Below are 24,284 nucleotides of genomic sequence, written 5' to 3'. Positions count from 1 at the left end.
AGCATGACTTCGTCAGCAAAAAGAATATTCGTCTCCTTGATAGTTGGAGCTTGTTTGTCATTGCTGTTTGTATGGCTCGAGTACAAGGTTCAAGGCGACTGGCCCAGTCTTCTGGAACTCCCGGGATTTCTGGTCGCGATGTTTACAGTTGGTGTCCATGGGCCCATGAAGCCCTTTCATGTCGTGATGGTTGTGGTTGACGCTGTTTGTTACGGTGCGATCGTGTTTGCGGCGTATGGCGCATTCTTCGGAAGCACAGGCAAGAAATCGCGCGGTTCTACGCTACGCTGAGTCAGCAAAAGCTGATTGACACTATTTATCCACTCAAAGTAACCTTCGTTTGGAGTCACTATGAATCTGCGTTCTCTCACCGTTTGCTTTGTGCTCGTGTTTTCCTCCTTGTCCTTGCTCGCCGATGACGACCACCACCACGGGATGGATCCCAACGAAAAGCTCGGGAGCGTGAGCTTCCCGATTTCCTGTGCGGCTGAAGTGCAGAAGACCTTTGAGCGCGGGGTGGCGCTGATGCATTCGTTTGAATACGAGCCGGCAGAAAACGCGTTTAAGGAAGTGGCGGCGCGTGATCCGCAGTGCGCCATGGCGTATTGGGGCCAGGCCATGAGCCTGTATCACAGTCTGTGGGCCCGGTTGCGCAAAGAGGATTTGAGCAAAGGGCGCGCCATCTTGGAAAAAGCGTCGCAAGCCCACCCGAAGACGACGCAGCGCGAGCGCGACTACATCAAGGCTGTATCCGTGCTCTATCGCCTGCCTAATGACCTGGAATATCACGCGCGCGTAGACGCTTACGCGGAAGCCATGCAGGGCGTTCATGAACGCAATCCTAAAGACCGCGAAGCCGCGGTTTTCTATGCACTGGCCCTGCTCGGGTCAGGTCCGGAGCGCGACGAGACGCATGCCAATGGCCGCAAGGCTGTTGCCATCCTCAACAAGCTTTACGACGAGCAGCCTGACCACCCGGGCATTGCCCACTACATTATTCACGCGTGCGACAATCCAGCCATGGCCAGCCTGGGACTGGCGGCCGCGCGCAAGTATGCCGCGATTGCGCCTTCGTCGCCGCACGCCGTGCACATGCCGTCACACATTTTTGCCCGGCTGGGATTGTGGCAGGAAAGCATCGCCTCCAACACCGCAGCGCTCAAAGCCGCCGACAAAATGGCCGGCATGCACTTGCACACCATGCACCATCGCATGCACTCCATGGACTTCATGCAGTACGCGTATCTCCAGATTGGCGACGACGCCAGCGCCAAGAGCATGTACGACGCCATGACCAAGTACAACCGTGCGGACGTTGAAGAGGACTATCAGGATTACTACGACGAAATGCTCTCTGGCTTCGCAGCCCTCTATGCCGTGGAACGCCGCCAGTGGAAAGACGCGGTGGCTTTGCAGCCGGTGGCTGGGGCCAAGCCGAACATTCAGGCCGTAACCTATTGGGCACGCGCTGTCGGCGCCGGACATCTGCACGACCCGGGCGCCGCTCAGGACGCGTTAAAGCACTACGAAGAAGGACTTGAGGCCCTGCGCAAGGGAACAAAAGCTTACCTGGCTAACGGCCTGAAGGACGAACACGAAGAAGTGCAGGCCTGGACGCTTTACACCCAGGGTAAGGCTGATGACGCCCTCCGCATACTGCGTGCCATCGCCGATCGCCAGGACAAAGTCGGCAAGTTTGAAGTTGAAATCCCCGCGCGGGAAATGCTGGCGGACATGCTGCTGGACATGAACAAGCCGAAAGAGGCCCTGGCGGAATATGAGATTTCGCTCAAGACCGATCCCAACCGCTTCAACGGACTGGCCGGCGCAGCGCAAGCAGCGGAGAAACTCAGCCTGAAGGAAAAAGCCTCCGGCTATTACGCACAGCTGCTGAAGAACTGCCAAGGCATTGATTCGGACCGCCCGGAGCTGGCGCGGGCCAAGACGCTGGTAGCGGCCAAGTAGATTGCAAGCTCAAAGTTTTGCCGAGCATGAACAAAGCAAAGCTCGCAGTTCCAAAAATCGCCGTTCCACAACTCCTCGACAAACTGGAGGCCCACTACGGACGCCAGAAAACCGGCTGTCCGACTAATCCTTATCTGTTCATCGTGTGGTGGCACTGCGGGTATCCGGCCAGTGACGCGGCCTGCGCCAAAGGCTGGGACGCGCTGAATAAAGAAGTCGGCACGGAACCTGAGCAGATTCTGGCGGCCGCGCCCGCTTCCCTTGCCCACGCGCTGAAGTCCGGCGGCATGGTGCCAGAACTGCGCGCCATGCGGCTCAAGGAGATCGCCGCGCGAATCAAGGATGAGTTCGGCGGTGATCTGCGCTCAGGAATGGTGGGTCCAATCGCCCAGGTGCGGAAGACGCTGAAGAAGTTCCCCAACATCGCCGATCCCGGAGCGGACCGCATCCTGCTGTTCGCGGAGATTGCACCGGTGGCCGCTGTCCCGTCCAACTGTCCGCATGTGCTGGTCCGCGTACGCAGCGGGATGGAGCGCGAAAACTATGGGGTCAATTACCGTGAAGCGCAAGAGGCCGTGGCCGCGGAGGTCCCGGAGAAGTTCAGCGCCCGCATGCGCGCCTTCCTGTTGCTGAAGCGGCATGGCCAGGAGTTGTGCAAGCGCACCAATCCCAAGTGCGAAGCATGTCCGGTGAGTTCTGAGTGTGCTTACTTTGCTGGCAAGAAGCGCGGCAGGGCGTCACGGATTCGCACCTAGTTCGTGGGCACGCTGAAAAGATTGTTTGGTTAGCTGCGTTTCGACCCGTAAAATCGACTGCGCGGAAGAGTTTCGCTGGTTCCTGCCCTTGGCCGGATTTCTATTCATGAAGAACGCAACGCTCTATTTTCATTTTCCCTGCTTTGATGGACTTGTTTCCTGCGTTCTGGCCTGGGATTTTCTGGAACGGCGGAAGGCCTGGACGATCGAAGGATTCGAGCCAGTTAACTACGATGTTCGCCAAACCTGGCTCTCCGCTGGGTTGAAGATACCCTGCGGGGTCGTAGATTTTCTCTACCATCCCAGCGCCGAGTTCTGGGCCGACCACCACCAGACTGCGTTTCTGACCCCAGAAGCAAAAGCGGATTTCTGTGAGCGAAGAAGTTCCGCCATCTTGCTGTATGACGATCTCGCCGGTTCCTGCGCTTCTCTGTTGTACCGCAATCTTCAAGAAGACGCGCCCGGAAGGCCGCACTTCCCGGAGATGGTTGAGTGGGCGGAGAAGATTGATTCCGCCCGTTACGCTTCCGTGCAGGAAGCCATTCTGGGTGAAGCTCCCGCGCTGCAGATCAACCGCAGTCTCTTGCAGACAAACGGACCGGAGTACGGCCGGTTTCTGCTGAAGGCATTGCGTGAGCATGATCTGGGGCAAGTGGCCGGGCTTTCTGAAGTCAAATTGCGCCATGACGAAGTCTTGCGCCGCACCCTGGCCGGCCTGAAGCAGGTTGAGAAGCGCCTGCGGGTGGCCCCAGGTGGAATTGCGACCTTTGAGGCCGAGAAGAACCAGGATGAAATCATCAACCGGTATGCGGCCTATCATTTTGTCCCCACAGCGCGCTACTCCATCGGAGTGATTCGCTCGGACGAAGGTACGGCCATCACAGCCATGCGAAACCCCTGGCTAGAGTTTCCAAGCATTCCCTTGGGACGGATCTTTGAAAAATTCGGCGGCGGCGGACACCAGCGCGTGGGCTCGGTCTTGATTCCCAAAAACCAAGGGCAGCATGTTCCAGATGTGGTAGAGTCTCTGCTTTCCCAGATGTCTTGAATACCCGCAAGTGAGAGTGTGATCGGTTGCTCGATAAGTTTAATTTTTACGATATCTACGGTTACCTGCTGCCAGGGACCCTGCTTCTGCTGCTGGTCTGGTTGCCCATTGGGCTGGTGAGCAACGCCTGGCCGGCCGGTGACTGGAGTTCAGCGGTCATCGGTGTGGTCCTGGCGTACATCTCCGGTCACATGCTGCAAATGTTTGCCGGCAAAGTCCTTCCGTCCTCGGTTGAAAAAGGGGCGGACAAGCAGGACCGTTTCCCGTCTGAGCGCTTATTGGATAGCGACAACGGCAAGATGTCGTTTGAGGCCAAGACCGAGATCGCTGACCTTATCAAGAAGAAGTTCACTCTTGATGTGGCGATAGGCAAGAAAGAAGATAAGCCATCGAAAAGCAAGGCGCTTGATCAGGTCCGTCGTGACGCCTTTTATCTGGCGCGCCATTCTCTTATCCTGGGCAAAGACGCCGGGTATGCCGAGCAGTTTGAATCCATGTACGCGCTCGCGCGCGGCATGGCGGCCGCCATGGGTCTGGCCGTTGCCTACTACCTGGGATGGGCGTTCCGAGTGATGGAAGTAAGCTGGGCGGGATTTGCCGCGGTCATCGCCGTTACGCTTGGCCTGCTGGCGGCCATTAATGCGTCCGCGCTCCTGAATATGACATCGCTGTCACTGCCTCCCGAGTGGACCCGCAGGTTGGAGTTGCTTTGCGCGCTGGGGCTGCTTGCGGCCTCCCTGGGCATTGGATACGGACTCGGCCAGCGCTACCAAGTCACTTCCCGGCATGCCGCCGCGCTGCTTCTATTCGCAGGCGGGGCGCTTCTGGGATCGTTGCGGTCTTACAGCACATACCGGAGCTTTATCGAGACTTTTTCGCTTACGGTTTGGCGAGACTTTTTGTCGGACGCTAAAAATGAGCAAGCGGGAACCAACTCTCCTGGCGGAAAGCCCCAGGGGAAGTAAGACCAAAACTATTATGGCCGAAAACGATCCAGCGAAAGTTGAACCAACTCAACAGGAACCAACGATTGCAGCCAAATTTGCACGGGCCCTGCGCTCGCCGGCCATGGTTGTTCTCCTTTTGGCCAGCTTGGCCCTGCTCATACTCGTTTTTCTAAATCGGGCGTCTATCGAAAGGGCTTTTGGGAAGGATTCTGGGCATGAGGAGAAGTTGGCGAAGTTTGTTCCGCCCGAAGAAGGCTCGTGGCGCTTCATCGCTTCCGGAGACTCGCGCAACTGTGGCGACGTGGTGATGCCGGCAATCGCGGCCGACAGCGCGGCACGGTATCAGCCTTCCTTTTACTGGCACCTGGGCGATTTGCGCGCCATCTACAAAGTTGACGAGGACATGGCGTACGCCGAGCTTAAGAACGGGCGGTACCTGGGCTGCGAGAACTACGTCAAACGCGCCTGGCCCGATTTCATCGAAAACCAGATCGCGCCGTTCGGCTCAACTCCTTTCTACGTGGGAATCGGCAATCATGAGGTGGTCCCGCCCAAAAGCAAAAGACCCAAAGAGGACGAAGTAGTTCCTCCTGAGATCAGGGGCGCCCAGTTTACCACGCAGTTCAAAGATTGGCTGCTGGCGCCGGCGGTGGAAAAGCAGCAGACCGAAGACTGCAAAGCGGCTGACGCCCTGGCGGCCAAGGGAACAACCTCAGCCAAAGCGGGGTGCGTAAAGGAGGCCAGGAATTACTATCACTGGATCCAGGGTGGAGTAGATTTCATTTACCTGGACAATGCGAGCGATCTCTTTGGCACGACACAGAGGGACTGGCTCACCGCCATCCTGCAATTTGCCGCTGACGATGAGAACGTCCGCAGCGTGGTGGTGGGCATGCATGAAGCGCTGCCGGGCAGCATTTCCGCCGACCATGCCATGTGCGATGTAACGAAAAAACACGATGCGGCCTGGACAGCCAGCTGCAATGACGGCGAGCAGGTGTACAAAGCATTACTGGATTTTCAAAAGAAATACCCGAACAAGCCCGTGTACATACTGGCGAGTCACTCTCACTACTACATGGAAGGAATCTTCAATAGCCGTGCGGAGCCCGAACACTTGAAAGGATGGATCGTGGGAACAGCCGGCGCGGTCCGTTATTCCCTTCCTAAAGATAAATCCAAGAGCATCGGCCCAAGAACCAACGTTTACGGATATCTGCTGGGCACGGTCAACAAGCATGGCGAGATCAAGTTTGAATTCCAGGAAGTGAAAGAAGAAGACGTTCCCCCGCCGGTTTGGCGCCGATATCAGCGGACTTTTGTGGACTGGTGTTTTGCCCACAATTCTCAGGACATTGACCCCAACGCAGTGGAAACCACCACCAGGTGCCCTGAGCCCAAAGCCGAAGCTGCGCCCGCACCGGCAAACGGTCCTGCGCAGTCGAAAACGCCAGCGCCAGCCGCAAAGAACAAGAAACCCTGAACAGCCGGGCTTGCAGAAAAGCTTACCTTTCCACCAGCTTCCTGGCTTTCCGGAACACATCCAGAAGCATCTTCTCCGTCAGCTTGCCGGTGTTGGTGTTTTGCAGTGACGGGTGGAACGCGCACAGGAGAATCTTGCCATCGGGCATCGAGTAGTGCGCGCCGTGCGCGAACACAAACTCCGCTTTGGTCTTGAGCAGGCCGTGGCGTTTCAGATGGTTCAAGTAGGCATCAAAGGCGATCTTGCCCAGGACCACCATCAGCCTGAGGTCTTTCAGCGCCGCGATCTCGCGGTCAAGATGGCGCGAGCAGTTGGCAATTTCCTCCGGACTGGGCTTGTTGGCCGGCGGCGCGCAGTGGACGGCCGCGGTGATGTAAGCATCGTGGAGTTGCATGCCGTCGTCACGCTGCAATGACGTGGGTTGGGAAGCGAATCCGGCGTTGTGCAGCACGCGATAAAGAAAGTGACCGGAGCCATCACCGGTGAACGGCCGCCCGGTGCGGTTGGACCCGTGCGCACCCGGCGCAAGACCAAGAATTAGCACACGGGCTTTGGGATCTCCGAAGCCGGGGACCGGCTTGGCCCAATAGTCCCACTCGCGGTAGGCGCGGCGCTTCTCGCGACCGATCTTCTGGCAATATTCCACCAATCGCGGACAACTGGTGCACGCAGTGATTTCCTGATTGAGTAAGGCGAGGGTGCGGGACATCAAGCCCAGTGTACAACGGAAGAATCGCCGTGATCGCGCGTGATCGCAACGTGATCGCTGTCATCGGGAAGTCATGCGCAAACCAGGGCGCAATGCGGTCCATGCTACTTTGGCTGATTCTTGAGCAGAACTCCAGCTTATGCGTGGGCGGCCCCGGCGCACTCCAGGTGGTCGCGCTGCACCAGGCTGGCCAGGGCGTCCAGGAAGACTTCCGGGCCTTCGAGCGGGTTGATGTGCAATTCAGATTTGTCGTCGCCCACCTGCTCGTAGGGGTCCAGGACCACGGACGGAACGCCGCGCCTTTGCGCTTCCGAGCAGAGCATGCGCCGCTCACTGGCTGGAATGGAGTTGCCCACAATCACCGCACACACGTGGCGGCCACGGAGAATCTTCAAGGCTGATTCGATGCTGGTGGCGGGAATTACGCCGTAGCCGGCGTGGGCCAACACCGCATTGCGGATGGGTGTCAACACCCTATCCGTCGAGATGGAAAGGATTGCGAGTCTCATCTTATCCGTCGTCTGAATAATGTCTTGCTGTTACAACAAAGTATTCCCCGGAAGCGGGGCGAAAGCAAGTAAAAAAATGCTAATTCCGGGCCAATTTCGAAGGTCTGGACGCCCTTAAAACCTGAAGAATGCCTAACTTTCGAGGCTTTTTGAACACGATGGTAACCGGCCGGAACCCGGCCCGGGTTTGACCAGCAGGAGAAAACTCTCTTACACTGGGAGTTTGGAAGATTGTGGCAGTCGAGACCCGATTTTGCCGTCCCCCACTAGACGATTGAAGGAAAAACACTTGGACAACGTAAACCCTGAAAACAAGCTGGCCGAAGAGCCAGAATCCCAGGCGACGCCCGACGCCCCTTCGCCCAGCCCGGCGGAAAGCGGCGCTCAGGAAGCCGCCGAAGACATCTATGCCGCCTGCCGTCGCGAAATCACCGTGGAGATTCCCGCGGAAGAGGTGGAAGAACAGCGGGACAGCCTGGTGAAGAACTACACCAAACAGGCTCGTGTGCCCGGTTTTCGCCAGGGCAAGGTCCCGGGCAGCGTGGTGAAGAACCGCTTCGCCGACAAGATCCAGGAAGATCTGCTGGAGCGGCTGGTTCCGCAGTATTTCCGCGTGGCCGTCATGTCCAACGGCCTGCAACCCATCTCGGCTCCGGCCATCACCAAGCTGGAGGCCAAGCCGGGCGAGCCTGTGCGCTTCACCGCGCGTTTTGACGTGATGCCCGAATTTGAACTCGGCGACTACAAAAGCATCCCGGTGGAAAAGCCGGAAGTGAAAGTTACTGACGAAGACGTGGAAGCCGAGCTGCAGAAGCTGCGCGAGAACCAGGCCAGCTATGACGCCATCAGCGAAGAGCGCGCGGCTGCCGACGGCGACTTTGCCCAGGTATCATTCCAGGCCACGCCAAAAGATGAATCCACCGCGGCTCCCGAAGCCGAAGCAGCCAAGCCGGTAAAGATGGATGAAGTCCTGGTGGAAATCGGCGGGGCCAACACCATTCCTGAGTTCTCCGAAAACATTCGCGGCATGAAGGCCGGCGAAGAACGCAGCTTTGACGTGGTTTACCCCGCAGAATTCCACGATCCGCGCCTGGCGGGAAAGACCTTTAGCTACCACGTGAAACTCAACGTCATCAAGAAAAAGACCACGCCCGAGTTGAATGACGACTTCGCCAAGCAACTCAGCCAGGAGATCCAGGGCCTGGACGAACTGAAGCAGCGCATGCGGGAAAACATGGAGCACCAGCTCTTCCATGAGGCGGAGCATGCCGCCAAGGAAAAACTGATTGAGGCCCTCATCGAGAAACACGCGTTTCCCGTGCCGCAATCCATGGTGGAACACCACATTGATCTGCGCCTGGAGCGCGGACTGCGCGCCCTGGCCGCCCAGGGCATGCGCACGGAAGACATGAAGCGCCTGGACTTTCCCCGCCTGCGTGCCGCACAGCGTGACGCCGCCACCAAAGAGGTCAAGTCCGGCATTCTGCTGCACCGGATCGCTGACGCGGAAGACATCCAGGTAAGCGACCAGGAGCTGGACCAGGAAATAGTGACCCTGGCCCAGCAGACCAACCAAACCCCGGAAGAAGTGCGGAAGCAACTGTCCCAGGACAACGGCCTGGATCGCATACGCGCCCGCATGCGCGGCGAAAAAGCGTTAAACTTTCTGTATTACCGGCCGGAAGAGTAAGCAGATTTTTGTCACGGAGGAACTTGCAAAATGGCACTTGTACCCATGGTGGTTGAGCAGACAAGCCGCGGAGAGCGCGCTTATGACATCTATTCCCGCCTGTTGCGTGACAATATTATCTTCATCGGCACCCCTATTGATGACACCATTGCGAACCTGGTGATCGCCCAGCTATTGTTCCTTGAAGCAGAAGACCCCGAAAAAGACATCCAACTATATATAAATTCTCCTGGAGGCTCGATCACCGCCGGGATGGCAATTTATGACACCATGCAGTTTGTGCGTCCGGACGTGATGACGATTTGCTGTGGCCAGGCGGCCAGCATGGCGGCGCTGTTGCTTTGCGCCGGGGCAGCGGGTAAGCGTTTCGCCTTACCTACGTCCCGGATACTGATCCACCAGCCCCTCATGTCGGGCTTGAGCGGCCAGGCCACGGACATTGACATACATGCCCGTGAAATCTTGAGGATGCGGGAAATCACCAACCAGCTGATCTCGAAACACAGTGGTCAGAAGCTGGAAAAGGTGGAAAAAGACGTGGAACGCGACTTCATAATGAGTGCGCAGCAGGGCAAGGAATATGGCATTATTGACGATATCATTTACAAGCATAAATAGAGTACCGGAGCTGAGGCAGGCCGCTGGCCAGCAATCCAAAACCTGCCTTAAATCGAGGAGTAGTCGTGAAGCCTAGATCGCCGGAAGAGACCCTTCGTTGCTCGTTCTGCCATAAGTCGCAGGATGCCGTCGCCAAACTGATTTCTTCCCCCAGCGATTATCCCCGCGCGTACATTTGCGATGAGTGCGTGGCCGTCTGCAATTCCATTCTGGAAGATGACCGCACCGAATCGCATGCCGCGGCTGCTCCCAACCACCTGCCCAAACCCCAGGAAGTGAAGACCTTCCTGGACGAATACGTGATCGGCCAGGACCAGACCAAGAAGAAGCTCTCGGTTGCCGTTTACAACCATTACAAGCGGATCCACATGAACCGCACCAAGGGCAACGAAGTCGAGCTCACCAAGTCCAACATTCTGCTGATCGGCCCCACAGGCACCGGCAAGACGCTTCTGGCACAGACCTTGGCCCGCATGCTCGATGTGCCCTTCGCCATCGTGGACGCCACCACCCTCACCGAGGCCGGCTACGTGGGCGAGGACGTGGAAAACATCGTGCTCAAGTTGTTGCAGGCCGCCGACGGCGACGTGGGCCGCGCGCAGACCGGCATCATCTACATTGACGAGATTGACAAGATCGGCCGCAAGGATGAGAACCCCTCCATTACCCGCGACGTAAGCGGTGAAGGCGTGCAGCAGGCGCTGCTGAAGATCCTGGAAGGCACCATCGCCAACGTGCCTCCGCAGGGCGGGCGCAAGCATCCCCACCAGGAATTCACGCCGGTGGATACCACCAACATCCTGTTCTTGTGCGGCGGCGCGTTTGTGGGCCTGGAGAAGATCGTGGCCCGGCGCATCGGCAAAAAGTCCATGGGCTTCCGCACTAACGAGCAGAAGGAAAAGGAATTCACTGAAGCCAGCAAGCGGGACACCGAACTTCTGCAGAAAGCCGAACCGCAGGACCTGGTCCGCTTCGGCCTGATACCGGAGTTCGTCGGACGCCTGCCGGTGGTGGGCATCCTCAACGACCTGGACGAAGCCGCGCTCATCGAAATCCTAACCCGGCCGCGCAACGCCATCATCAAGCAGTACCAGCGCATGTTTGAGTTTGAGAACGTGAAGCTGCGCTTCTCCGATGGCTCTCTGGCGGCCATCGCCCGCGAAGCCATGCAGCGCAAAGTGGGCGCCCGCGGCCTGCGCATGATCCTGGAAGAGCTGATGCTGGACCTGATGTACCACCTGCCCAGCCAGAAACGCGTGAAGGAATTTGAAGTCACCAAGGAAATGGTGGACCGCCGCGACGTTTCCCTGCCGGCCATGGAAAAAGCCGGATAAGAATCCCTGAGTACGTAAGTAATCAGCCCGCTTAAATAGCGGGCTTTTTGCTTATCCCATTGATTCTGTTGGGCGTTAGAATGCACGGAGAAATACTCTCGCGCTGCATGATATCCTTGCTCAGACGAGCGCTTCCGGACGGGTTCAGATGTCCGGGGCAGAAGGCGAATCAGTGACCCAGAACAAGGAAAAATTCGAGACACGCAAGCTGCCCATGATGCCCATCCGGGACGTGGTGATTTTCCCCTTCATGATGACGCCGTTCATCGTGGGCCGCGAGTCCAGCGTGCGCGCCCTGGAAGAGGCCCTGGCCTCTGACCGGAAGATTTTCCTGGCCACGCAGCATGACGCCAGCGTGGACGAGCCCAAGCCCCACGAAATTTATCAGGTCGGCACCATTGCCAACATCGTCCAGAACCTGAAGCTGCCGGACGGCAACATCAAAGTCCTGGTGGAAGGCGTGGAACGCGGTAAAGTCCTCACCCTGCTCAACAATGACGGCTATTTTGAAGCCACCGTCCGTACCGTGAAGTACTCCACCGATTCCACCCCGGTGCTGGAAGCAGCCATGCAGCGGGTGCACGGCCTGTTTGACCAGTACGTGAAGCTGTGCCAGTCACTGAACCTGGAGCCGGTGATCATCACCGGCATGAGCGACCCGGCCAAACTGGGTGACACCATCGCCCAGAACCTGCAGCTTTCCATCGAAGAAAAGCAGGAATTGCTGGAAATCTTCGATCCCGTGGAGCGGCTCAACCGCATCGCTGACGTGCTGGACATCGAAATTGAAAAGTTGAACATGGACCGCACCATCCAGACGCGGGTGAAGCGGCAGATGGAGCGCGCGCAGAAAGAGTACTACCTCAACGAGAAGATCAAGGCCATCCAGAAAGAGCTGGGCCGCGGCGAGAAAAGCGAATTTGACGAGCTGAAAAAGAAGATTGACACCGCCGGCATGCCCAAAGACGTTCAGGAAAAGGCCATCCAGGAACTCAAGAAGCTGGAAGCCATGCCGCCTATGTCGGCCGAGTCCACGGTGTCGCGCAATTATCTGGACTGGCTGCTGGCCGTGCCGTGGAAGAAGAAATCCAAGGAAATCCGCAACATTGAGCACGCGGAAAAAATCCTGAACCAGGACCACTACGGCCTGGAAAAAATCAAAGACCGCATCCTGGAATTTCTGGCTGTCCGCCAGTTGGTGAAGAACCCCAAGGGTTCGATTCTCTGCTTTGTCGGGCCTCCGGGTGTGGGAAAAACTTCACTGGGCATGTCGATTGCGCGGGCCACGGGACGCAAGTTCGTCCGCATGTCGCTGGGCGGCGTGCGCGATGAAGCTGAGATTCGCGGGCATCGCCGCACCTACATCGGCGCGCTTCCCGGCCAGATTATCCAGATGATGAAGAAGGCCGGCACCAAGAACCCGGTCTTCATGCTGGATGAAGTGGACAAGATGGCTTCCGACTTCCGCGGCGATCCCTCAGCGGCGCTGCTGGAAGTCCTGGATCCGGAACAGAACTGGATGTTCCAGGACCACTACTTGGACGTGGAATACGATCTCTCCCAGGTCTTCTTTGTGGCCACGGCCAACGTTCTGCACACCGTGCCTGCGGCGCTACAGGACCGCATGGAAGTATTACGGCTGCACGGCTACACCGAGCTGGAAAAAATCGAAATCGCCAAGCAGTTCCTGGTGCGCAAACAGCGCACGGCCACCGGGCTCACAGAAAAGCAAATCGAATTTAGTGAGGACGCCCTCAAAGAAGTGATCCGCTCGTACACGCGGGAGGCCGGTGTACGCAACCTGGAGCGCGAGATCGGCAACATCTGCCGCAAAGTGGCGCGCAAGGTAGTGAAAGAAGGGCCCGGCTACAGCGTTGCGCTGACTGAGAAAAACATCTCAGACTTTCTGGGCGTCACCAAGTTCCGTGACACCCTGGCCCATGAGAAGAATGAAGTCGGCCTGGTCACCGGGCTGGCCTGGACGGAAGTGGGCGGCTCCATCCTCAGCACGGAAGTGGCGATTGTGCCCGGCAAGGGCAAGCTCACCATCACCGGCCAGTTGGGCGACGTAATGCAGGAGTCGGCCCACGCCGCCATGTCTTACGTCCGTTCACGCGCGTCGCGCCTGGGGCTGCCGAAAGATTTCTACCGCAACGTGGACATTCACATCCACGTGCCCGAAGGCGCTATTCCCAAAGATGGGCCCTCGGCGGGCATCACGATGGCGACGGCCATCGCCAGCGCCATGAGCAAGATTGCCGTCCGCCGCGACGTGGCCATGACCGGTGAAATCACCCTGCGCGGGAAAGTTCTGCCCATCGGCGGCCTGAAAGAAAAGCTGCTGGCCGCGCTGCGCGCCGGCATCAAAGAAACCATCATCCCCAAAGAGAACGAACGCGACCTGCCAGAGGTGCCGGAGAACATCCGCAGCCAGATGAAGATCCATCCGGTGGAAAATATGGACCAGGTGCTGAAGTTCGCGCTGGAAAGGCCGTTGCCGGAAGTTCCCGAGGAAGCGGTCCAGCCGATCCCAGACGTGCAGGAAGTTCACCGCGAACGGTATCTTTAATCCTGTCGCTTCGCTCCACACCGCCGTCGAGCATTCCTTTTTCGGCGTTGGATCAGCCCTTGAAGCAAGCGGTTCGGCGCGCTAGTCGGCCTCGCGTCTTTGTGATCTGATTCGCGGCCCTTCGCGCTGATTTGCGGCTAATCGCTATATCAGCGTTCATCTGCGAAAATCCGCGGCAACCGTTCTGTTTTCCGATGACGGCGATCACGTTGCGATCACGGCAACCTGGCGCCGCTGGTTGTAATTCAGGAATTGAATGTCGCGCTGCGGATAAGCGGCCATTTCTTGATGGGACGCCAGTTGCCGGTTTTCCAATCGCAGTATTCGGTGTCGAGGGTGAAGCCCGGTTCGATCACAAAGTGCATGGCGGTTTTGTCCTGAAAGCGGACGTCGAGGGCGTGGTATTCGCCGCTGGTGAACACTTCGACGTAGTCCACGGGTTTGCCCTTGGCTTCTTCAAAGCGGTAGAAGCGCCGTCCGTCATAGCGGCGGATGGTGGTTTGTCCGCGCTTGGTGATGATGGGCATCGGCAGGGACGGGAGCGACCGCTTGGACTTCGTTGTTTTGGTTGGGGCGGCTTCGGGCTTTCTGGTCTTGGGCTTTCTGGTCTTGGGTTTTGTGGTCTTGGACGCGGCGGTTTTGTGTGGCGGGCGGCGGCGCGCAGGTTGCGCCAAAGAAGTGGAGCGTTTAGCTTTATTGGTAGCCATCGTTTCCTCTCGTCAGGTGACGTTGGTTAGGGCGGCGTCAGTGTTAGAAGCACTGGCGCTGTCCGTTGGGTTTGTCATTCCGAACCGCTTTAATGGTGAGGAATCTGCTTTGGGTTTTACTTATTTTTTTCTTCTTCGTTGCTTTGGCTGATTGCTGACTGCTGACTGCTTCTTCTTGTACCGGGTCTTCCTGCCGTTGGCGATCTTGGGCAGGAGTTGGCGGGCCCGTTCAATGTCTTCCTCGCTCCAAGCGTGGAGTTTGGAAGTGCCAACATCAAGAATTGTTGGCATCGGGAGTTTCCCAGCAGCGAGATAATGAGCCAGTGTCGTGAAATGTATACCCAATTTCTTGGCGGCCTCGCGGGTTGAGAGAACTTTCATTCAGATACAATGTATATGATAGATTCCGAGATGTGTCAAGTCAGAAATTGCGACTGGCGGCACACTCTAGCAACTGACAACGGTTAAGATTTATCAGTGCCGCATCGACGGCAAATAAACCTGTCGTTTCCAAAAGAAAGGCATTAAATGATCTTCGATGAGATTTGGAGAATGCAGAGACGCCTCAACAAGATGACGAGGGCTTATCACACAAAAGTGGAAAGTCTACGCAAACAGGATCACACTCAACAACAAGTTGCACTGATGATCGCTGATGACGAGGCAGAGTTAAGTGAGCTTGATATGAATATCTCGATTGCTCACAGTGACGCTCTAGTACGGCGGGCCCGCCATCTAAAGGTGCCGATTCCCTCACATTCAGACAAGGACGCATGGGATGACTTCTTCGGGCCAACAATTCTAACGCCAAAGGCATATGCCGACTTGCGGTCCAAGATCAGGCAGGAAAGGAAGGAGCGCAGAGAAACGGTGACGGCGATTGTCAAGGACATCATCAGTCCCTTGGGTGCCCTCATCATCAGCATCATGTCTCTGCTAATCGCGTATGCTGCCCTGAAACTAAAACATTGATCTGCAATGTCACAAAAAGCGCAGTTAATACAATGAAGGCAATATGAAAGTTGAATACAAGAGAGCGATCCTGACCTTTTTGGATGTGCTCGGATTTGGACAACGGGTAGAGAAATCAAGAAGTCCTGCCCCAATTCTCAAGCTCCTTCGCAAAACGACGCAAAAAACCAAGGCAAGCTCAGGCGTTTTGAAGCTAGATGGTTCTTTTAAGACATGGACGACGACTCGCACTTTTTCCGACCTGATAGTCCGACACACCGAAATATCGCCGCATCACACGAATCTAATCGAGCGAGTAAACATTGAAATCCAGTATTTGGTTCAGATGCAGTGCGATTTGCTTGCGAGAGATGGCATTCTGATACGAGGAGGAGTGTGCATGAGGGATTGTCATATAGATGACGATTTCATCTTCGGTCCAGCGCTCAATGAATCCTATCGGTTGGAACACCAAGTGGCCGCATATCCAAGGATCGTAATCGACAAGCAGCTCATAACTCAGACAGAATCGGAAACAGAAAAGATATGGCCACCTTCGCTCAAGCGAGGCGAGGATGGCGCCACTTTTGTGAACTATCTCTACGCCGCTTACAGATATGCCGAAACCAATGGGTTCATGCAAGTCAATTTCACGAACAGGCTCCAACTTCTAAACGCTCATAAGGGGAAAATCCACCGCGAGCTGAATCGACGCAAACTCGACGAGAGAGCAAGGCAGAAGTGGCTGTGGGCAGGTCTGTATCACAACTCCGTGTTAGAGCGCCTGATTTCGGAGCGAGAAAACATAAAAAATGCTCATATGATCCCGGAGAGTCTGTTGAAATAGATTTCATTTTCGCTCTAGACCATCATCGACCATTTAATTGACCACTAAATTCCATGGGCACCGAGATTCTGCGCTCCGCGTCGCTGCGCGCGGGCCTACGGCGTGAGGAAGGATTCGTTTGTTCCGCTACCCAGCACTTACCTGCTCAGCGCGCGATGCGCGCCTCGGGGCCGTGCTGGGCTAACTCGTGACGCGCCTACGGGGCTGAGCTTTGGTATCTCAGACTGCTCATTTAAGCCTGATGGGCTCTCGTTTTGGGAAGTCGTTCCATTGCTCTGAAGGCCTGGGCTTACACCCTGCACAGCCGGGGCGGCTGAGCCACGCGACCGTCGTCTCGGAGGGGACATTGTCCTATTTCGCTATTGATTTGTCGGCGAATATAAGGTAGAATGCGGCGTAGCCGCATGCAACTGGCGGCTGGCTTCTAGCAGCTAGCGAAAACAGAAAAGCAGAAAACCCGGACTCCGGAGCAATTTGAAGCCAGTTTGATACCCGTTTGAAGGGGAATTTGCTGGGATGACCCAAGCTAAGTACTTTGGAATCCTAGTTGAGTCCACCGGGGGAGGGATGGGGGAGATCGCCGGAATCGCACGTCATCGCCGACATCGCCCGTAATCGGAAAGCCAGAGATGAGCCAGCTAACTTACAGAAACGAGAATTCGGGAGCTACGAACTCGGCGCCGGAGCTGAGGTATGCCTATTACCGGCGGTGCCAGGTGTTTCGCAAGAATGGCGAGCAGTGCAAGGCCCCGGCGGAGAAAGGCGCGCACATATGCTACGCGCACGCGGGTCAGCACGCGCTGGCGGCGAGGCGGGAGCGGGAACGGCGGGCGGTGCTGGAAGAAGTGGTCCGGCGGATGCGGAGCCGCGGCAGAGGGGAGTTCGGTCCGGCGGACATCTCTATGGATTTCAACGCGATCCAGGTGACGCTGGCGGTAATGGCTGAGGCGGTGATTGACGGGCGGATGGATTGCAAGACGGCGGGGAAACTGGCTGTGACAATACAGATGGCGGCGAAGCTGTTGGCCCTTTACCACGGAGCGCACAAAGGAACAAAGAGGAAGAAAGAGCCAGCTTCAAAGGACGCGCACAGACTTGGTTCAAGGCCGATTCGGGAACAGGAAGTGTCGCCGCAGATTTGCGCAGGCGAACGCAGAACCAACCGAAGCATAGGGTTGGCTGCGTCCGCAGCAAAGCGAGAGGAAGCAGCGTGATCCGCACTTCCCAGCAATGATTTAGATGTTTCTGGCTGATACCAGTCAGAGGATGATCTTTGACAACCTAGTGTGTAGTCTGCGCAACCCGTGCCATCCAACCGCGGCTAGGCCGCGCGTTAGCTCACCGCAGCCAGCGACTTCGCGCTCGTCGGACGGGCCAAGGCCAGGACGGTCACATCACCGCGCGCCGGGCCTTTGCGCATGTGTACCTGGACCTGTTCGACAACGGTCGAGCAGATTTCCTTCGCGCTTTGCGACTTGGCTCGCTGCAGACTGTCCTTCACCTGCTCCATGCCAAATTCTTCCTCTTTCCACTTGGCTTTGATGGTTCCGCGGGAAACCACCAGGAGGGCGGCACCAGGCGTAATGGCCACAATGGACGCATCCGGCGTACAGTGTGAAAACAGTCCCAGCGGAAGACCCGTGGCGTGCAGCTCCACGATTCCCACGTCGTCGCGCACCAACCCGGGCGTGTGGCCGGCATTGAAGTAACAAACCGTTCCCAGATTTTCGTTGTAGCAGCCGGCAAAGACCGGGCAGGGACAGGTGCCTCCCGCCGCTTTCAGGATGCTCTTGTTCAGCTGCAGGCAGATTTCAATCATGGCGTCGGGCTCGTTGGCTTCTTCCTGGGCCAGCAACTCTGCTCCCGTGGTGCGCAGAGTGCTTTGCGCCGCGGCGATGATCCCGCGGTTCTCATCCAGGCGTCCGGCCACGTCCAGCAGAGCGAACAGCACGCGAATCGGGCTGACACGGCAAAAATCGTAGAAGTCGCCGCCGGTGCGCCGACCGTAGTAGATGGCCGCCAATTGGGCCTCGCGCAGTTCAGGCGCCTGGGCGTGTAAAGGGACGGCAGGCGCTGGTTCCGTCCTGGCGAATTGAAAGAGGTGGCGCATTCAAATTCGTGGGGGAAAAAAGGCAGCACACGTTAGCACAGAATTTGGTGCTATACCAGTGCTGTTTGCGGCGACCATGGCGTACGCCGGCGCGGGATGAGGGGCACCCAGGTCCCCTGGCTTTCATCCTTTCGGCTCGACTTTGGGTGATCGCAATCACCTTGAGCCCTGTTTGAACCCGGCTCTAGGGAATCCGCGCCGCTTGCTGCGTCTGGGCCATCGGCATCAATGGGTGGGCCATCGCGGCTTGAATAAACGCTCCGGCAACGGCCAGTGACAGCACCGCGCTGGCGGCGTAGAGAACCAGGCGAAGCCTTCGTTCTGGAGCAGGCGGCATCAGTTCCCGCAAGCCCCAGGCCAACAGGGGCAGAATTTGAATGGCGTGGATGGCGATGAAGTGCGCCACGCGCAGGTCACCGGCCGTGGTGCTCCAGTTGGTGAAGGGCATGCCCGGACCGCCATCGGGGGCGCCAACGGTATGCGATCCTCGCGCCAGCATGTAGCCACCGACGGCGTTCCCGATCATGAAGATCACCAGGCTGAAGCGGATGGCGGCCAGCATCATCTTGTCCGCCAGCGCCACACGGCTGTTGACGAAGTAAAGCACGGTCATCCACAGGCAGACGGCGGTGATGACTGAGATCATGGCTGATGTGCCGCGAAAGACCACCGCGTCAGTCAACGTGGCCGGACCGGAGAAGTAGGCGCCGCGGCCGGCCTGGGCCGTCAGGCAGACCATTTCCATCACCGCGCCAAAGGCGATCGCCTGCCGCGCAGCCTTTCTCTGCCACTCGGGAACGCGCAGGGCCAGCAACATGGGCGCAAGAGTCCATAGAAGCGTGGACAAGGACGTGGCAAACTTGATCGGCTTGGTCCATGGATTGATGCCCGAGGGATTGATGCCATTCACGTTCGCCGCATGTCCGGAAAAATGATAGGCGGCGGCCATGACGGCAAACAACGGTATCAGCGCCTGCATGATCCATCCCAGGTGGAAGAGCAAGGGATCACTGGCCCGCAAGTCGCAGGCGAAACGCCGCGCGGCGGTGGTCACGCGTGAGAGTCCGCTCCAAAGGCGATCGCCGGTGAGCGGTGGCAACACCGGGGTGGCGCAGGCTGTTTCTTTGATGTAGTTCATGACCGTCAAAGTCCTTTCTTGCGGGCGGACTCTGCTCTTCCGCTCACGGTGCTCTCCACGCTGGGCGAAACCGAGCGTCTGTCATCAGCTGTGGGGACACCACGGGCGGCAGCAATGTACGCCGTGGAAGCGCAGTAAGCATGGTGGCTTCTCCTGGTCGACAGCTTTTTGACATTTGTTTCAATTAACGGCGGAACTTGGGGGGCGCTCCTCCGGCGTATGCTGTTTTCCTACTTAGCACACGATGCCCAACTTGGAAGCTGCTTTGAGCACCAGCATGAAAAACTGATGCGACGCGGTGAGTGTGGACCTCTCAGGGTCGTGTGACCATCAGGTGACATGGGGAATTTCCCGGCCTAGATACCTGATTCGCGCACGGCAGATTAGAGACCTTTAACAAGCAGGAAAGAGAAGGGTGCTACCAGGTGATATGGTTGCTGATCTGTTCGCCGGGGCAGGAACCACACACGTTGCTTGTGAATCGTCAGGTCGCCTTTGCTATGGCATGGACATTGAACCGAAGTATGTGGCCGTCACGCTCCAGCGGATGCGCGACATGGGCCTTGACCCGCAACTGGTCGCCGGCAAACCGGCAAAAAAGGGCGGCAAGTGATAACCTGCATCATGCCCACCGCTGCGGCAAAAAGGGCGAAGCCGGCGGAATCCGCTGGACCGACAATGATCCGCTCACCGCCCGGCTGCAATGCGTGAGCTGCCTTAAGTTGATCGAAGAGCGCTTCAAGACGCAGATGCTGGCCGCAGGCGAATGGCGCGCCACGCAAAAGGGCGACGGCGGCACCATCGGCTTCCATCTGAGTTCGCTTTACTCGCCTCTGGGCTGGCGCACGTGGGCGTCCTGCGTGGACGAATTTCTCAAAGCCAAAGACAACGTGGAGCTGCTCAAGACGAAGCCGAGGTCCGGCGGCTGCTGACGGATGAAATCAGGCGCGTTTGCAGTGAACTCAGCACCAACCCCGCAAACGGAAACGGTCATTCCCGCAACGGCGGGAACGGCACTCTACCTTGAAGCCTGGGCGCGCGGCTGGACCCCGGACCCTTGATCTCACCGTAAGCGAATGGGCGGACGCCTACCGCATTGGCCAGCCCGCACGGGAACCTGTTACTGCTTTTCCGCTACACTGGTGGTTACCGCATGAAGGCCTCCATCGCCAAGTTTCTCTTCGCCACCACCGATCCCCACGCCTTCCCACCGGAAGGTCCCCCGGAATTCGCTTTCCTGGGCCGGTCGAACGTGGGCAAGTCCAGCCTGATCAATTCCCTGCTGGGGGAGAAGGTGGCGCATGTGAGTTCCACGCCGGGCCGCACGCGCACCATCAACTTCATCGGGATTTATTCCAATCCCGGCCAGCCTCATCCGGAAATGCTGCTGGTGGACCTGCCGGGATACGGTTACGCCAAGATTTCCCGCGAAATCTCCGCCGAATGGCCCAAGTTCATTGAGCCCTACCTGCAGGACCGCAAGACGCTGCGGCTTTGTGTGGTGCTGATTGACGCCAACATTCCGGCGCAGGCGCCCGACCACAAGCTCATCAGCTACCTGCAGCACACGCAGCGCGAGTTTCTGGTAGTCGGCACCAAAGCGGACAAGCTCTCCGCCAACAAGCTACGGAACGCGCTGGGCACGCTGGCGCGCGACCACGGCATCAGTGAGATTCTGCCTTACTCCTCTAAAACCGGCGCGGGACGCACAGAGCTCTGGCGCGCGATTCGTGCGCGCGTGGCTGAACACGCGGCCCACGCGCAGGCGGCCGAATAAACGAATGGACCCTTTTGCCCGCACAATGTGGCGCTTTGGCCTGGGCTTTGCTGCGGGCATGCTGGTGGCGGTGATCGCGTTGAGCGTGGTGTATTTTCACGCCCGGCCGCGATGCTCAGATCGCGTGGTTTCTTCGTCCATCAGCCCAGACCAGCAATGGACGGCGACGGTAATGGAGCGCCGTTGCGGCGAAGAAGCGGCTTTTTTCACGCACGTGAACGTCCGTCCAGCCGCGCAGCCGGAGCGTTACGGATTTTTTTCCGGCCGGGCGTCGGAAGGCGAGGTCTTTGAGGTGGAGCAGGACGCGATGAACGCCGGGGTGGCACTGGCATGGACCGGGCCCAACCAACTTGCGATTCGATGCCCGCGGTGCAGCGCTTCCCTGGTGCGTCAGCGCGCCGAGCGGTCAGGGCCGGCAACCATAACCTACGAAACGCCTGGCCGTTAGCGGTTCCCTGCTTTGCCGTCTGCGCCGCGCTGTTGCAGCCAGCCGGCCACGTCAGCCTGGAGCTTGCCGCGAGTCTTGATGCACCCGTTGCTGATTTCTTGCGACTGGGAAAACGCGCGTTCTGACGCCTGGACCGGGTGCGCGGTAAAGAATTGCCGGGCATCCTCGCGCAGGGGGACTTCACAAAAGGTGCGCGTCGCTCCAACAATGGCGCTCCCGCTGCCCGAAGTCAGCTTGGGCTCGATTTCCGGCCAGTGCTGTTTGATCCATTCCCAGGCTGTTTTCTGCACAGGAACATGGGTCAGTACGCTGGCGATGAATCCCGCGGCATCCTGGTTACGCGCATCCTTCACGATGGTCTCCAGCCGTTTCTGCACGATGCCTGCATCGGAAAACCTGCCTAACGCTCGGTCGACGTTGGCGCGCTGCTCCGGGGTTGTAGAGGGATCACGCTGCAGCGCATCGAGCTGCTGGAAAAGATCAGCGTCTCCGTTGACTGCCGCCACCACCAGGACGTCCTCTGCCATGCTGGGATCGACGGCCCGCGGGTTCTTCAGATATTGGCGGGCAAGCTCGGTGGCGCGGCGAATCACTTCAGGATCTTCGCCATGTTCGCCTAGTATCCTGATGATCCCTGACCGCAAAGTGCGCCGGTCGTCGCTCTCACCGGCAACCGGCGTCCAGCCAAGCTTGGCCAGGACGGGGCCGAAGGTGGAACGCACCCAGGCCAGATACGCCGGCTTGTCGGCATCGGTAAGCAGATAGCTGTGGATGCGATCGAGCATGGGCGCGTAGATTTCCGCTTCAGAAGACACCGTGTCCGCACTCATAGTGGTTACCAGGTCCAGATAATGGGCCATGCTGTCCGGACGGGAGCCAACCATGGCGGTCACGTCGCTCAACAAGGAAACGCGTTCGGCGGGGGTGAGTTCGCTGGCGGCCACCGCCAGAAGTTGCTGCATGGCGGCAGCGCTGTATTCCGTCCGGTAGTAGCCGGTGGCGCCGGCATTCACAAAGGCCCAGGGAGAGCAGCCGGTGGCCGGGACAATCTGCTTCTTCTGGCTCACCACTTGGCAGAATGGCTTGGCGGCGCCGGTCTTTATGCAAATCGGGACCAGCCACACTGTGTTGCTCTTGCCCGCTGATGGATCAGCCCAGTTCCGCTCCTGTTCGATGACAATTTCCGTCTTGGGTTCGGCCGGCTTGATCACCCGCCTGCGCGACTTCTTGCTGCGCCGCACCTTGGGCTCCGGCGGCGGCGTGGTGCAGGAGAGCTTCACGGTAATCAGCGGCGCTCCGGCCTGTTCCACAAACGATGGCATGATCTTGTCCACCGGGCGCCCGGAAGCTTCCGCCACGGACTGCCAGAAATCTTCCGCCGTCGCGTTGCTGTAGGCGAATTTGCGCAGGTACGCGTTTACGCCCCGGCGAAACACCTCCGGCGAAACATACCGCTCCACCATGCGCAGGACGGCGCCGCCTTTTTCATAAGAGATGGGATCGAACAACTGGTTAATCTCGTCCGGCGTTTCCGCTTTGGCCCGGATAGGATGGGTGTTTTCCAGAGCATCAAGATTGAGCGCCCGGTTGGTGGCCGTGACCGCGCCCAAGTTGGCGTTCCATTCCGGATGCAGCGCCTGCGAAGGCTTCAGCTCCATCCAGGTGGCAAAACCTTCGTTGAGCCAGATGTTGTCCCACCACTTCATGGTCACCAGGTCGCCGAACCACTGGTGCGCCATCTCGTGCGCCAGAACTTCAAAAACGTTTTGATGCGAAAGCACGGAGGAATTCTGGCCGTCAATAAACAGATCGGTTTCACGATAGAAAATTGCCGCGGTGTTTTCCATCGCTCCGGCTTCAAAATCAGGCGCGCCCACAATGTCCAGCTTGCCGAAGGGATACGGCGTGGAATAGTACTGGTTGTAATATTTCAGAATTTCTTTGGCATAGCGTAGCGCGGCAATTCCCAGCGGCTTCTTGTCGGGCGTGCCGCACACGCGAATTGGGATATTGTCAGAGGCGCCTTCGTTGCATTCAAAGTCGCCCACCGCCATCGCCACCAGATAGGTGGACATCTTTCGAGTGGTGGAAAACTTGAGCGTATGTTGGCCTTCGCCCGGGCCGGGATCGTCCGAAACTATGTGCCCGTTGGAAATCGCGGTATCGCCCTTGTCCACAATCAGCGTGATGTCAAACGTGGCTTTCAACTGCGGTTCATCAAAAGCGGGAAACGCGCGGCGGGCATCGGTCGGCTCAAATTGCGTGACCGCGTATCTGCGGCGTGGCGTGCGCGCCAGGTAGAGGCCGCGCAGCTTGTCATTGAGAATACCCGTGAACTTGATGTGGATGCTGGCCGGCCCGATCTCCAGCGGCGTGGCTACGGCCAAAGTAACTTGTTCTTTCGCCGGAGCCAAGCTGGCCTGGGCCGGCTGCGTCTTCTCCCCTTGCGTGACCGAGGCTTCCTGAAACTCCAGTTCCGCAGCGTTCAGCGTGATGGAGGCCCCTGGCTTCTGCACCTGGACCAGGATGGTGGCGTCGCCGCTAAAGGTGGCCTGGGCCAGGTCCGGGGTGAATGTCAGGCTGTAGTGTTGCGGAGCAATCCCCTGGGGCAGCCGTTGCGCAGCGGCCAGCGCCGGCAAGAGAAGTAAGAGAATGAAGAGCTTTTTTGAAGGCATGTAC

At 58.1% G+C, this 24,284-nt stretch carries 24 protein-coding genes; 18 read left to right on the top strand and 6 right to left on the bottom strand.

The window, feature by feature from the left end; genetic code table 11:
- Positions 1-3 precede the first annotated feature (3 nt).
- The 6 genes from LAO20_21330 to LAO20_21305 all read left to right on the top strand — a co-directional run bounded on the left by LAO20_21330 (position 4) and on the right by LAO20_21305 (position 6,198).
- Positions 4-291, top strand: a complete 288-nt coding sequence (locus tag LAO20_21330; protein MBZ5533981.1) for a hypothetical protein — start codon at positions 4-6, stop codon at positions 289-291.
- A gap of 60 nt (positions 292-351) precedes the next feature.
- Entirely contained in the window at positions 352-1,965 is a 1,614-nt protein-coding gene (locus tag LAO20_21325) for a tetratricopeptide repeat protein (GenBank protein MBZ5533980.1), read from the top strand.
- Between the two features lie 26 nt (positions 1,966-1,991).
- A complete protein-coding gene (locus tag LAO20_21320) occupies positions 1,992-2,720 on the top strand; it encodes a hypothetical protein (GenBank protein MBZ5533979.1) in 729 nt (242 codons plus the stop codon).
- A gap of 106 nt (positions 2,721-2,826) precedes the next feature.
- Complete coding sequence (locus LAO20_21315; GenBank protein MBZ5533978.1) at positions 2,827-3,768, top strand: hypothetical protein; 942 nt, start codon at positions 2,827-2,829, stop codon at positions 3,766-3,768.
- 26 nt (positions 3,769-3,794) lie between these two features.
- Positions 3,795-4,733 carry a hypothetical protein gene (locus LAO20_21310; protein ID MBZ5533977.1) on the top strand — a complete coding sequence of 313 codons (939 nt, stop codon included), beginning with the start codon at positions 3,795-3,797 and terminating at the stop codon, positions 4,731-4,733.
- Positions 4,734-4,941: 208 nt separating this feature from the next.
- Positions 4,942-6,198, top strand: a complete 1,257-nt coding sequence (locus LAO20_21305) for a metallophosphoesterase (protein MBZ5533976.1) — start codon at positions 4,942-4,944, stop codon at positions 6,196-6,198.
- 22 nt (positions 6,199-6,220) lie between these two features.
- Here the strand turns inward: LAO20_21305 and LAO20_21300 are convergent, their stop codons facing one another.
- Entirely contained in the window at positions 6,221-6,907 is a 687-nt protein-coding gene (locus LAO20_21300; protein MBZ5533975.1) for a uracil-DNA glycosylase, read from the bottom strand.
- A gap of 137 nt (positions 6,908-7,044) precedes the next feature.
- A complete protein-coding gene (locus LAO20_21295; GenBank protein ID MBZ5533974.1) occupies positions 7,045-7,416 on the bottom strand; it encodes a hypothetical protein in 372 nt (123 codons plus the stop codon).
- A 289-nt stretch (positions 7,417-7,705) separates the two neighbouring features.
- Here LAO20_21295 and tig point away from each other — a divergent pair, with 289 nt between their 5' ends.
- The 4 genes from tig to lon all read left to right on the top strand — a co-directional run bounded on the left by tig (position 7,706) and on the right by lon (position 13,627).
- The gene (gene tig, locus LAO20_21290; protein MBZ5533973.1) at positions 7,706-9,106 is read left to right on the top strand and encodes a trigger factor; all 1,401 of its coding nucleotides are present in this window, start codon (positions 7,706-7,708) and stop codon (positions 9,104-9,106) included.
- Positions 9,107-9,136: 30 nt separating this feature from the next.
- Positions 9,137-9,724 (top strand): ATP-dependent Clp endopeptidase proteolytic subunit ClpP, encoded by a 588-nt coding sequence (clpP, locus tag LAO20_21285; GenBank protein MBZ5533972.1) that lies wholly within the window; start codon positions 9,137-9,139, stop codon positions 9,722-9,724.
- A 65-nt stretch (positions 9,725-9,789) separates the two neighbouring features.
- Positions 9,790-11,058, top strand: a complete 1,269-nt coding sequence (gene clpX / locus LAO20_21280) for an ATP-dependent Clp protease ATP-binding subunit ClpX (GenBank protein MBZ5533971.1) — start codon at positions 9,790-9,792, stop codon at positions 11,056-11,058.
- Between the two features lie 148 nt (positions 11,059-11,206).
- Positions 11,207-13,627, top strand: coding sequence for an endopeptidase La (lon, locus tag LAO20_21275; GenBank protein MBZ5533970.1), 2,421 nt, complete (start codon positions 11,207-11,209; stop codon positions 13,625-13,627).
- A gap of 245 nt (positions 13,628-13,872) precedes the next feature.
- On the opposite strand, the gene LAO20_21270 is transcribed toward lon, so the two are convergent.
- Positions 13,873-14,154 (bottom strand): hypothetical protein, encoded by a 282-nt coding sequence (locus LAO20_21270; protein MBZ5533969.1) that lies wholly within the window; start codon positions 14,152-14,154, stop codon positions 13,873-13,875.
- A gap of 22 nt (positions 14,155-14,176) precedes the next feature.
- On the opposite strand from LAO20_21270, the gene LAO20_21265 reads away from it, so the two are divergent.
- From LAO20_21265 to LAO20_21250, 4 genes are all read left to right on the top strand, one after another.
- Positions 14,177-14,485, top strand: coding sequence for a hypothetical protein (locus tag LAO20_21265; GenBank protein ID MBZ5533968.1), 309 nt, complete (start codon positions 14,177-14,179; stop codon positions 14,483-14,485).
- Positions 14,486-14,862: 377 nt separating this feature from the next.
- Positions 14,863-15,306 (top strand): hypothetical protein, encoded by a 444-nt coding sequence (locus LAO20_21260; GenBank protein MBZ5533967.1) that lies wholly within the window; start codon positions 14,863-14,865, stop codon positions 15,304-15,306.
- A gap of 43 nt (positions 15,307-15,349) precedes the next feature.
- Positions 15,350-16,132, top strand: coding sequence for a hypothetical protein (locus LAO20_21255; GenBank protein ID MBZ5533966.1), 783 nt, complete (start codon positions 15,350-15,352; stop codon positions 16,130-16,132).
- Positions 16,133-16,761: 629 nt separating this feature from the next.
- A complete protein-coding gene (locus LAO20_21250) occupies positions 16,762-17,346 on the top strand; it encodes a hypothetical protein (protein ID MBZ5533965.1) in 585 nt (194 codons plus the stop codon).
- Between the two features lie 119 nt (positions 17,347-17,465).
- Here LAO20_21250 and LAO20_21245 read toward each other — a convergent pair whose 3' ends face one another.
- Entirely contained in the window at positions 17,466-18,242 is a 777-nt protein-coding gene (locus tag LAO20_21245) for a SpoIIE family protein phosphatase (GenBank protein ID MBZ5533964.1), read from the bottom strand.
- Between the two features lie 184 nt (positions 18,243-18,426).
- Positions 18,427-19,380: a hypothetical protein gene (locus LAO20_21240; GenBank protein MBZ5533963.1), complete on the bottom strand. Its 954-nt coding sequence runs from the start codon at positions 19,378-19,380 to the stop codon at positions 18,427-18,429.
- 430 nt (positions 19,381-19,810) lie between these two features.
- Here LAO20_21240 and LAO20_21235 point away from each other — a divergent pair, with 430 nt between their 5' ends.
- From LAO20_21235 to LAO20_21220, 4 genes are all read left to right on the top strand, one after another.
- Entirely contained in the window at positions 19,811-19,993 is a 183-nt protein-coding gene (locus LAO20_21235) for a hypothetical protein (GenBank protein MBZ5533962.1), read from the top strand.
- A complete protein-coding gene (locus LAO20_21230) occupies positions 19,944-20,312 on the top strand; it encodes a phage terminase large subunit family protein (GenBank protein MBZ5533961.1) in 369 nt (122 codons plus the stop codon). Before LAO20_21235 ends, LAO20_21230 begins: the two co-directional genes overlap by 50 nt.
- A gap of 221 nt (positions 20,313-20,533) precedes the next feature.
- Complete coding sequence (yihA, locus tag LAO20_21225; protein ID MBZ5533960.1) at positions 20,534-21,157, top strand: ribosome biogenesis GTP-binding protein YihA/YsxC; 624 nt, start codon at positions 20,534-20,536, stop codon at positions 21,155-21,157.
- A 4-nt stretch (positions 21,158-21,161) separates the two neighbouring features.
- Positions 21,162-21,605: a hypothetical protein gene (locus tag LAO20_21220; protein MBZ5533959.1), complete on the top strand. Its 444-nt coding sequence runs from the start codon at positions 21,162-21,164 to the stop codon at positions 21,603-21,605.
- Here LAO20_21220 and LAO20_21215 read toward each other — a convergent pair.
- Positions 21,602-24,280 (bottom strand): M1 family metallopeptidase, encoded by a 2,679-nt coding sequence (locus LAO20_21215; GenBank protein ID MBZ5533958.1) that lies wholly within the window; start codon positions 24,278-24,280, stop codon positions 21,602-21,604. The genes LAO20_21220 and LAO20_21215 overlap by 4 nt on opposite strands.
- Positions 24,281-24,284 lie beyond the last annotated feature (4 nt).

The organism is Terriglobia bacterium (assembly GCA_020072815.1).
Taxonomy (GTDB): Bacteria; Acidobacteriota; Terriglobia; order Terriglobales; family Acidobacteriaceae; genus Angelobacter.
Note: the sequence above shows the minus strand (reverse complement) of the source record. Positions and strands in the feature narration are given on the sequence as shown.

Coding starts and splice junctions, on each gene's coding strand:
- LAO20_21260 (MBZ5533967.1), top strand. CDS start 14,863: ATGATCTTCGATGAGATTTGGAGAATGCAGAGACGCCTCAACAAGATG.
- LAO20_21300 (MBZ5533975.1), bottom strand. CDS start 6,907: ATGTCCCGCACCCTCGCCTTACTCAATCAGGAAATCACTGCGTGCACC.
- LAO20_21235 (MBZ5533962.1), top strand. CDS start 19,811: ATGGTTGCTGATCTGTTCGCCGGGGCAGGAACCACACACGTTGCTTGT.
- LAO20_21220 (MBZ5533959.1), top strand. CDS start 21,162: ATGGACCCTTTTGCCCGCACAATGTGGCGCTTTGGCCTGGGCTTTGCT.
- LAO20_21315 (MBZ5533978.1), top strand. CDS start 2,827: ATGAAGAACGCAACGCTCTATTTTCATTTTCCCTGCTTTGATGGACTT.
- LAO20_21330 (MBZ5533981.1), top strand. CDS start 4: ATGACTTCGTCAGCAAAAAGAATATTCGTCTCCTTGATAGTTGGAGCT.
- LAO20_21245 (MBZ5533964.1), bottom strand. CDS start 18,242: ATGCGCCACCTCTTTCAATTCGCCAGGACGGAACCAGCGCCTGCCGTC.
- clpP (MBZ5533972.1), top strand. CDS start 9,137: ATGGCACTTGTACCCATGGTGGTTGAGCAGACAAGCCGCGGAGAGCGC.
- LAO20_21270 (MBZ5533969.1), bottom strand. CDS start 14,154: ATGCCCATCATCACCAAGCGCGGACAAACCACCATCCGCCGCTATGAC.
- LAO20_21320 (MBZ5533979.1), top strand. CDS start 1,992: ATGAACAAAGCAAAGCTCGCAGTTCCAAAAATCGCCGTTCCACAACTC.
- yihA (MBZ5533960.1), top strand. CDS start 20,534: ATGAAGGCCTCCATCGCCAAGTTTCTCTTCGCCACCACCGATCCCCAC.
- LAO20_21255 (MBZ5533966.1), top strand. CDS start 15,350: ATGAAAGTTGAATACAAGAGAGCGATCCTGACCTTTTTGGATGTGCTC.
- LAO20_21325 (MBZ5533980.1), top strand. CDS start 352: ATGAATCTGCGTTCTCTCACCGTTTGCTTTGTGCTCGTGTTTTCCTCC.
- LAO20_21250 (MBZ5533965.1), top strand. CDS start 16,762: ATGAGCCAGCTAACTTACAGAAACGAGAATTCGGGAGCTACGAACTCG.
- LAO20_21240 (MBZ5533963.1), bottom strand. CDS start 19,380: ATGAACTACATCAAAGAAACAGCCTGCGCCACCCCGGTGTTGCCACCG.
- LAO20_21295 (MBZ5533974.1), bottom strand. CDS start 7,416: ATGAGACTCGCAATCCTTTCCATCTCGACGGATAGGGTGTTGACACCC.
- LAO20_21215 (MBZ5533958.1), bottom strand. CDS start 24,280: ATGCCTTCAAAAAAGCTCTTCATTCTCTTACTTCTCTTGCCGGCGCTG.
- lon (MBZ5533970.1), top strand. CDS start 11,207: ATGTCCGGGGCAGAAGGCGAATCAGTGACCCAGAACAAGGAAAAATTC.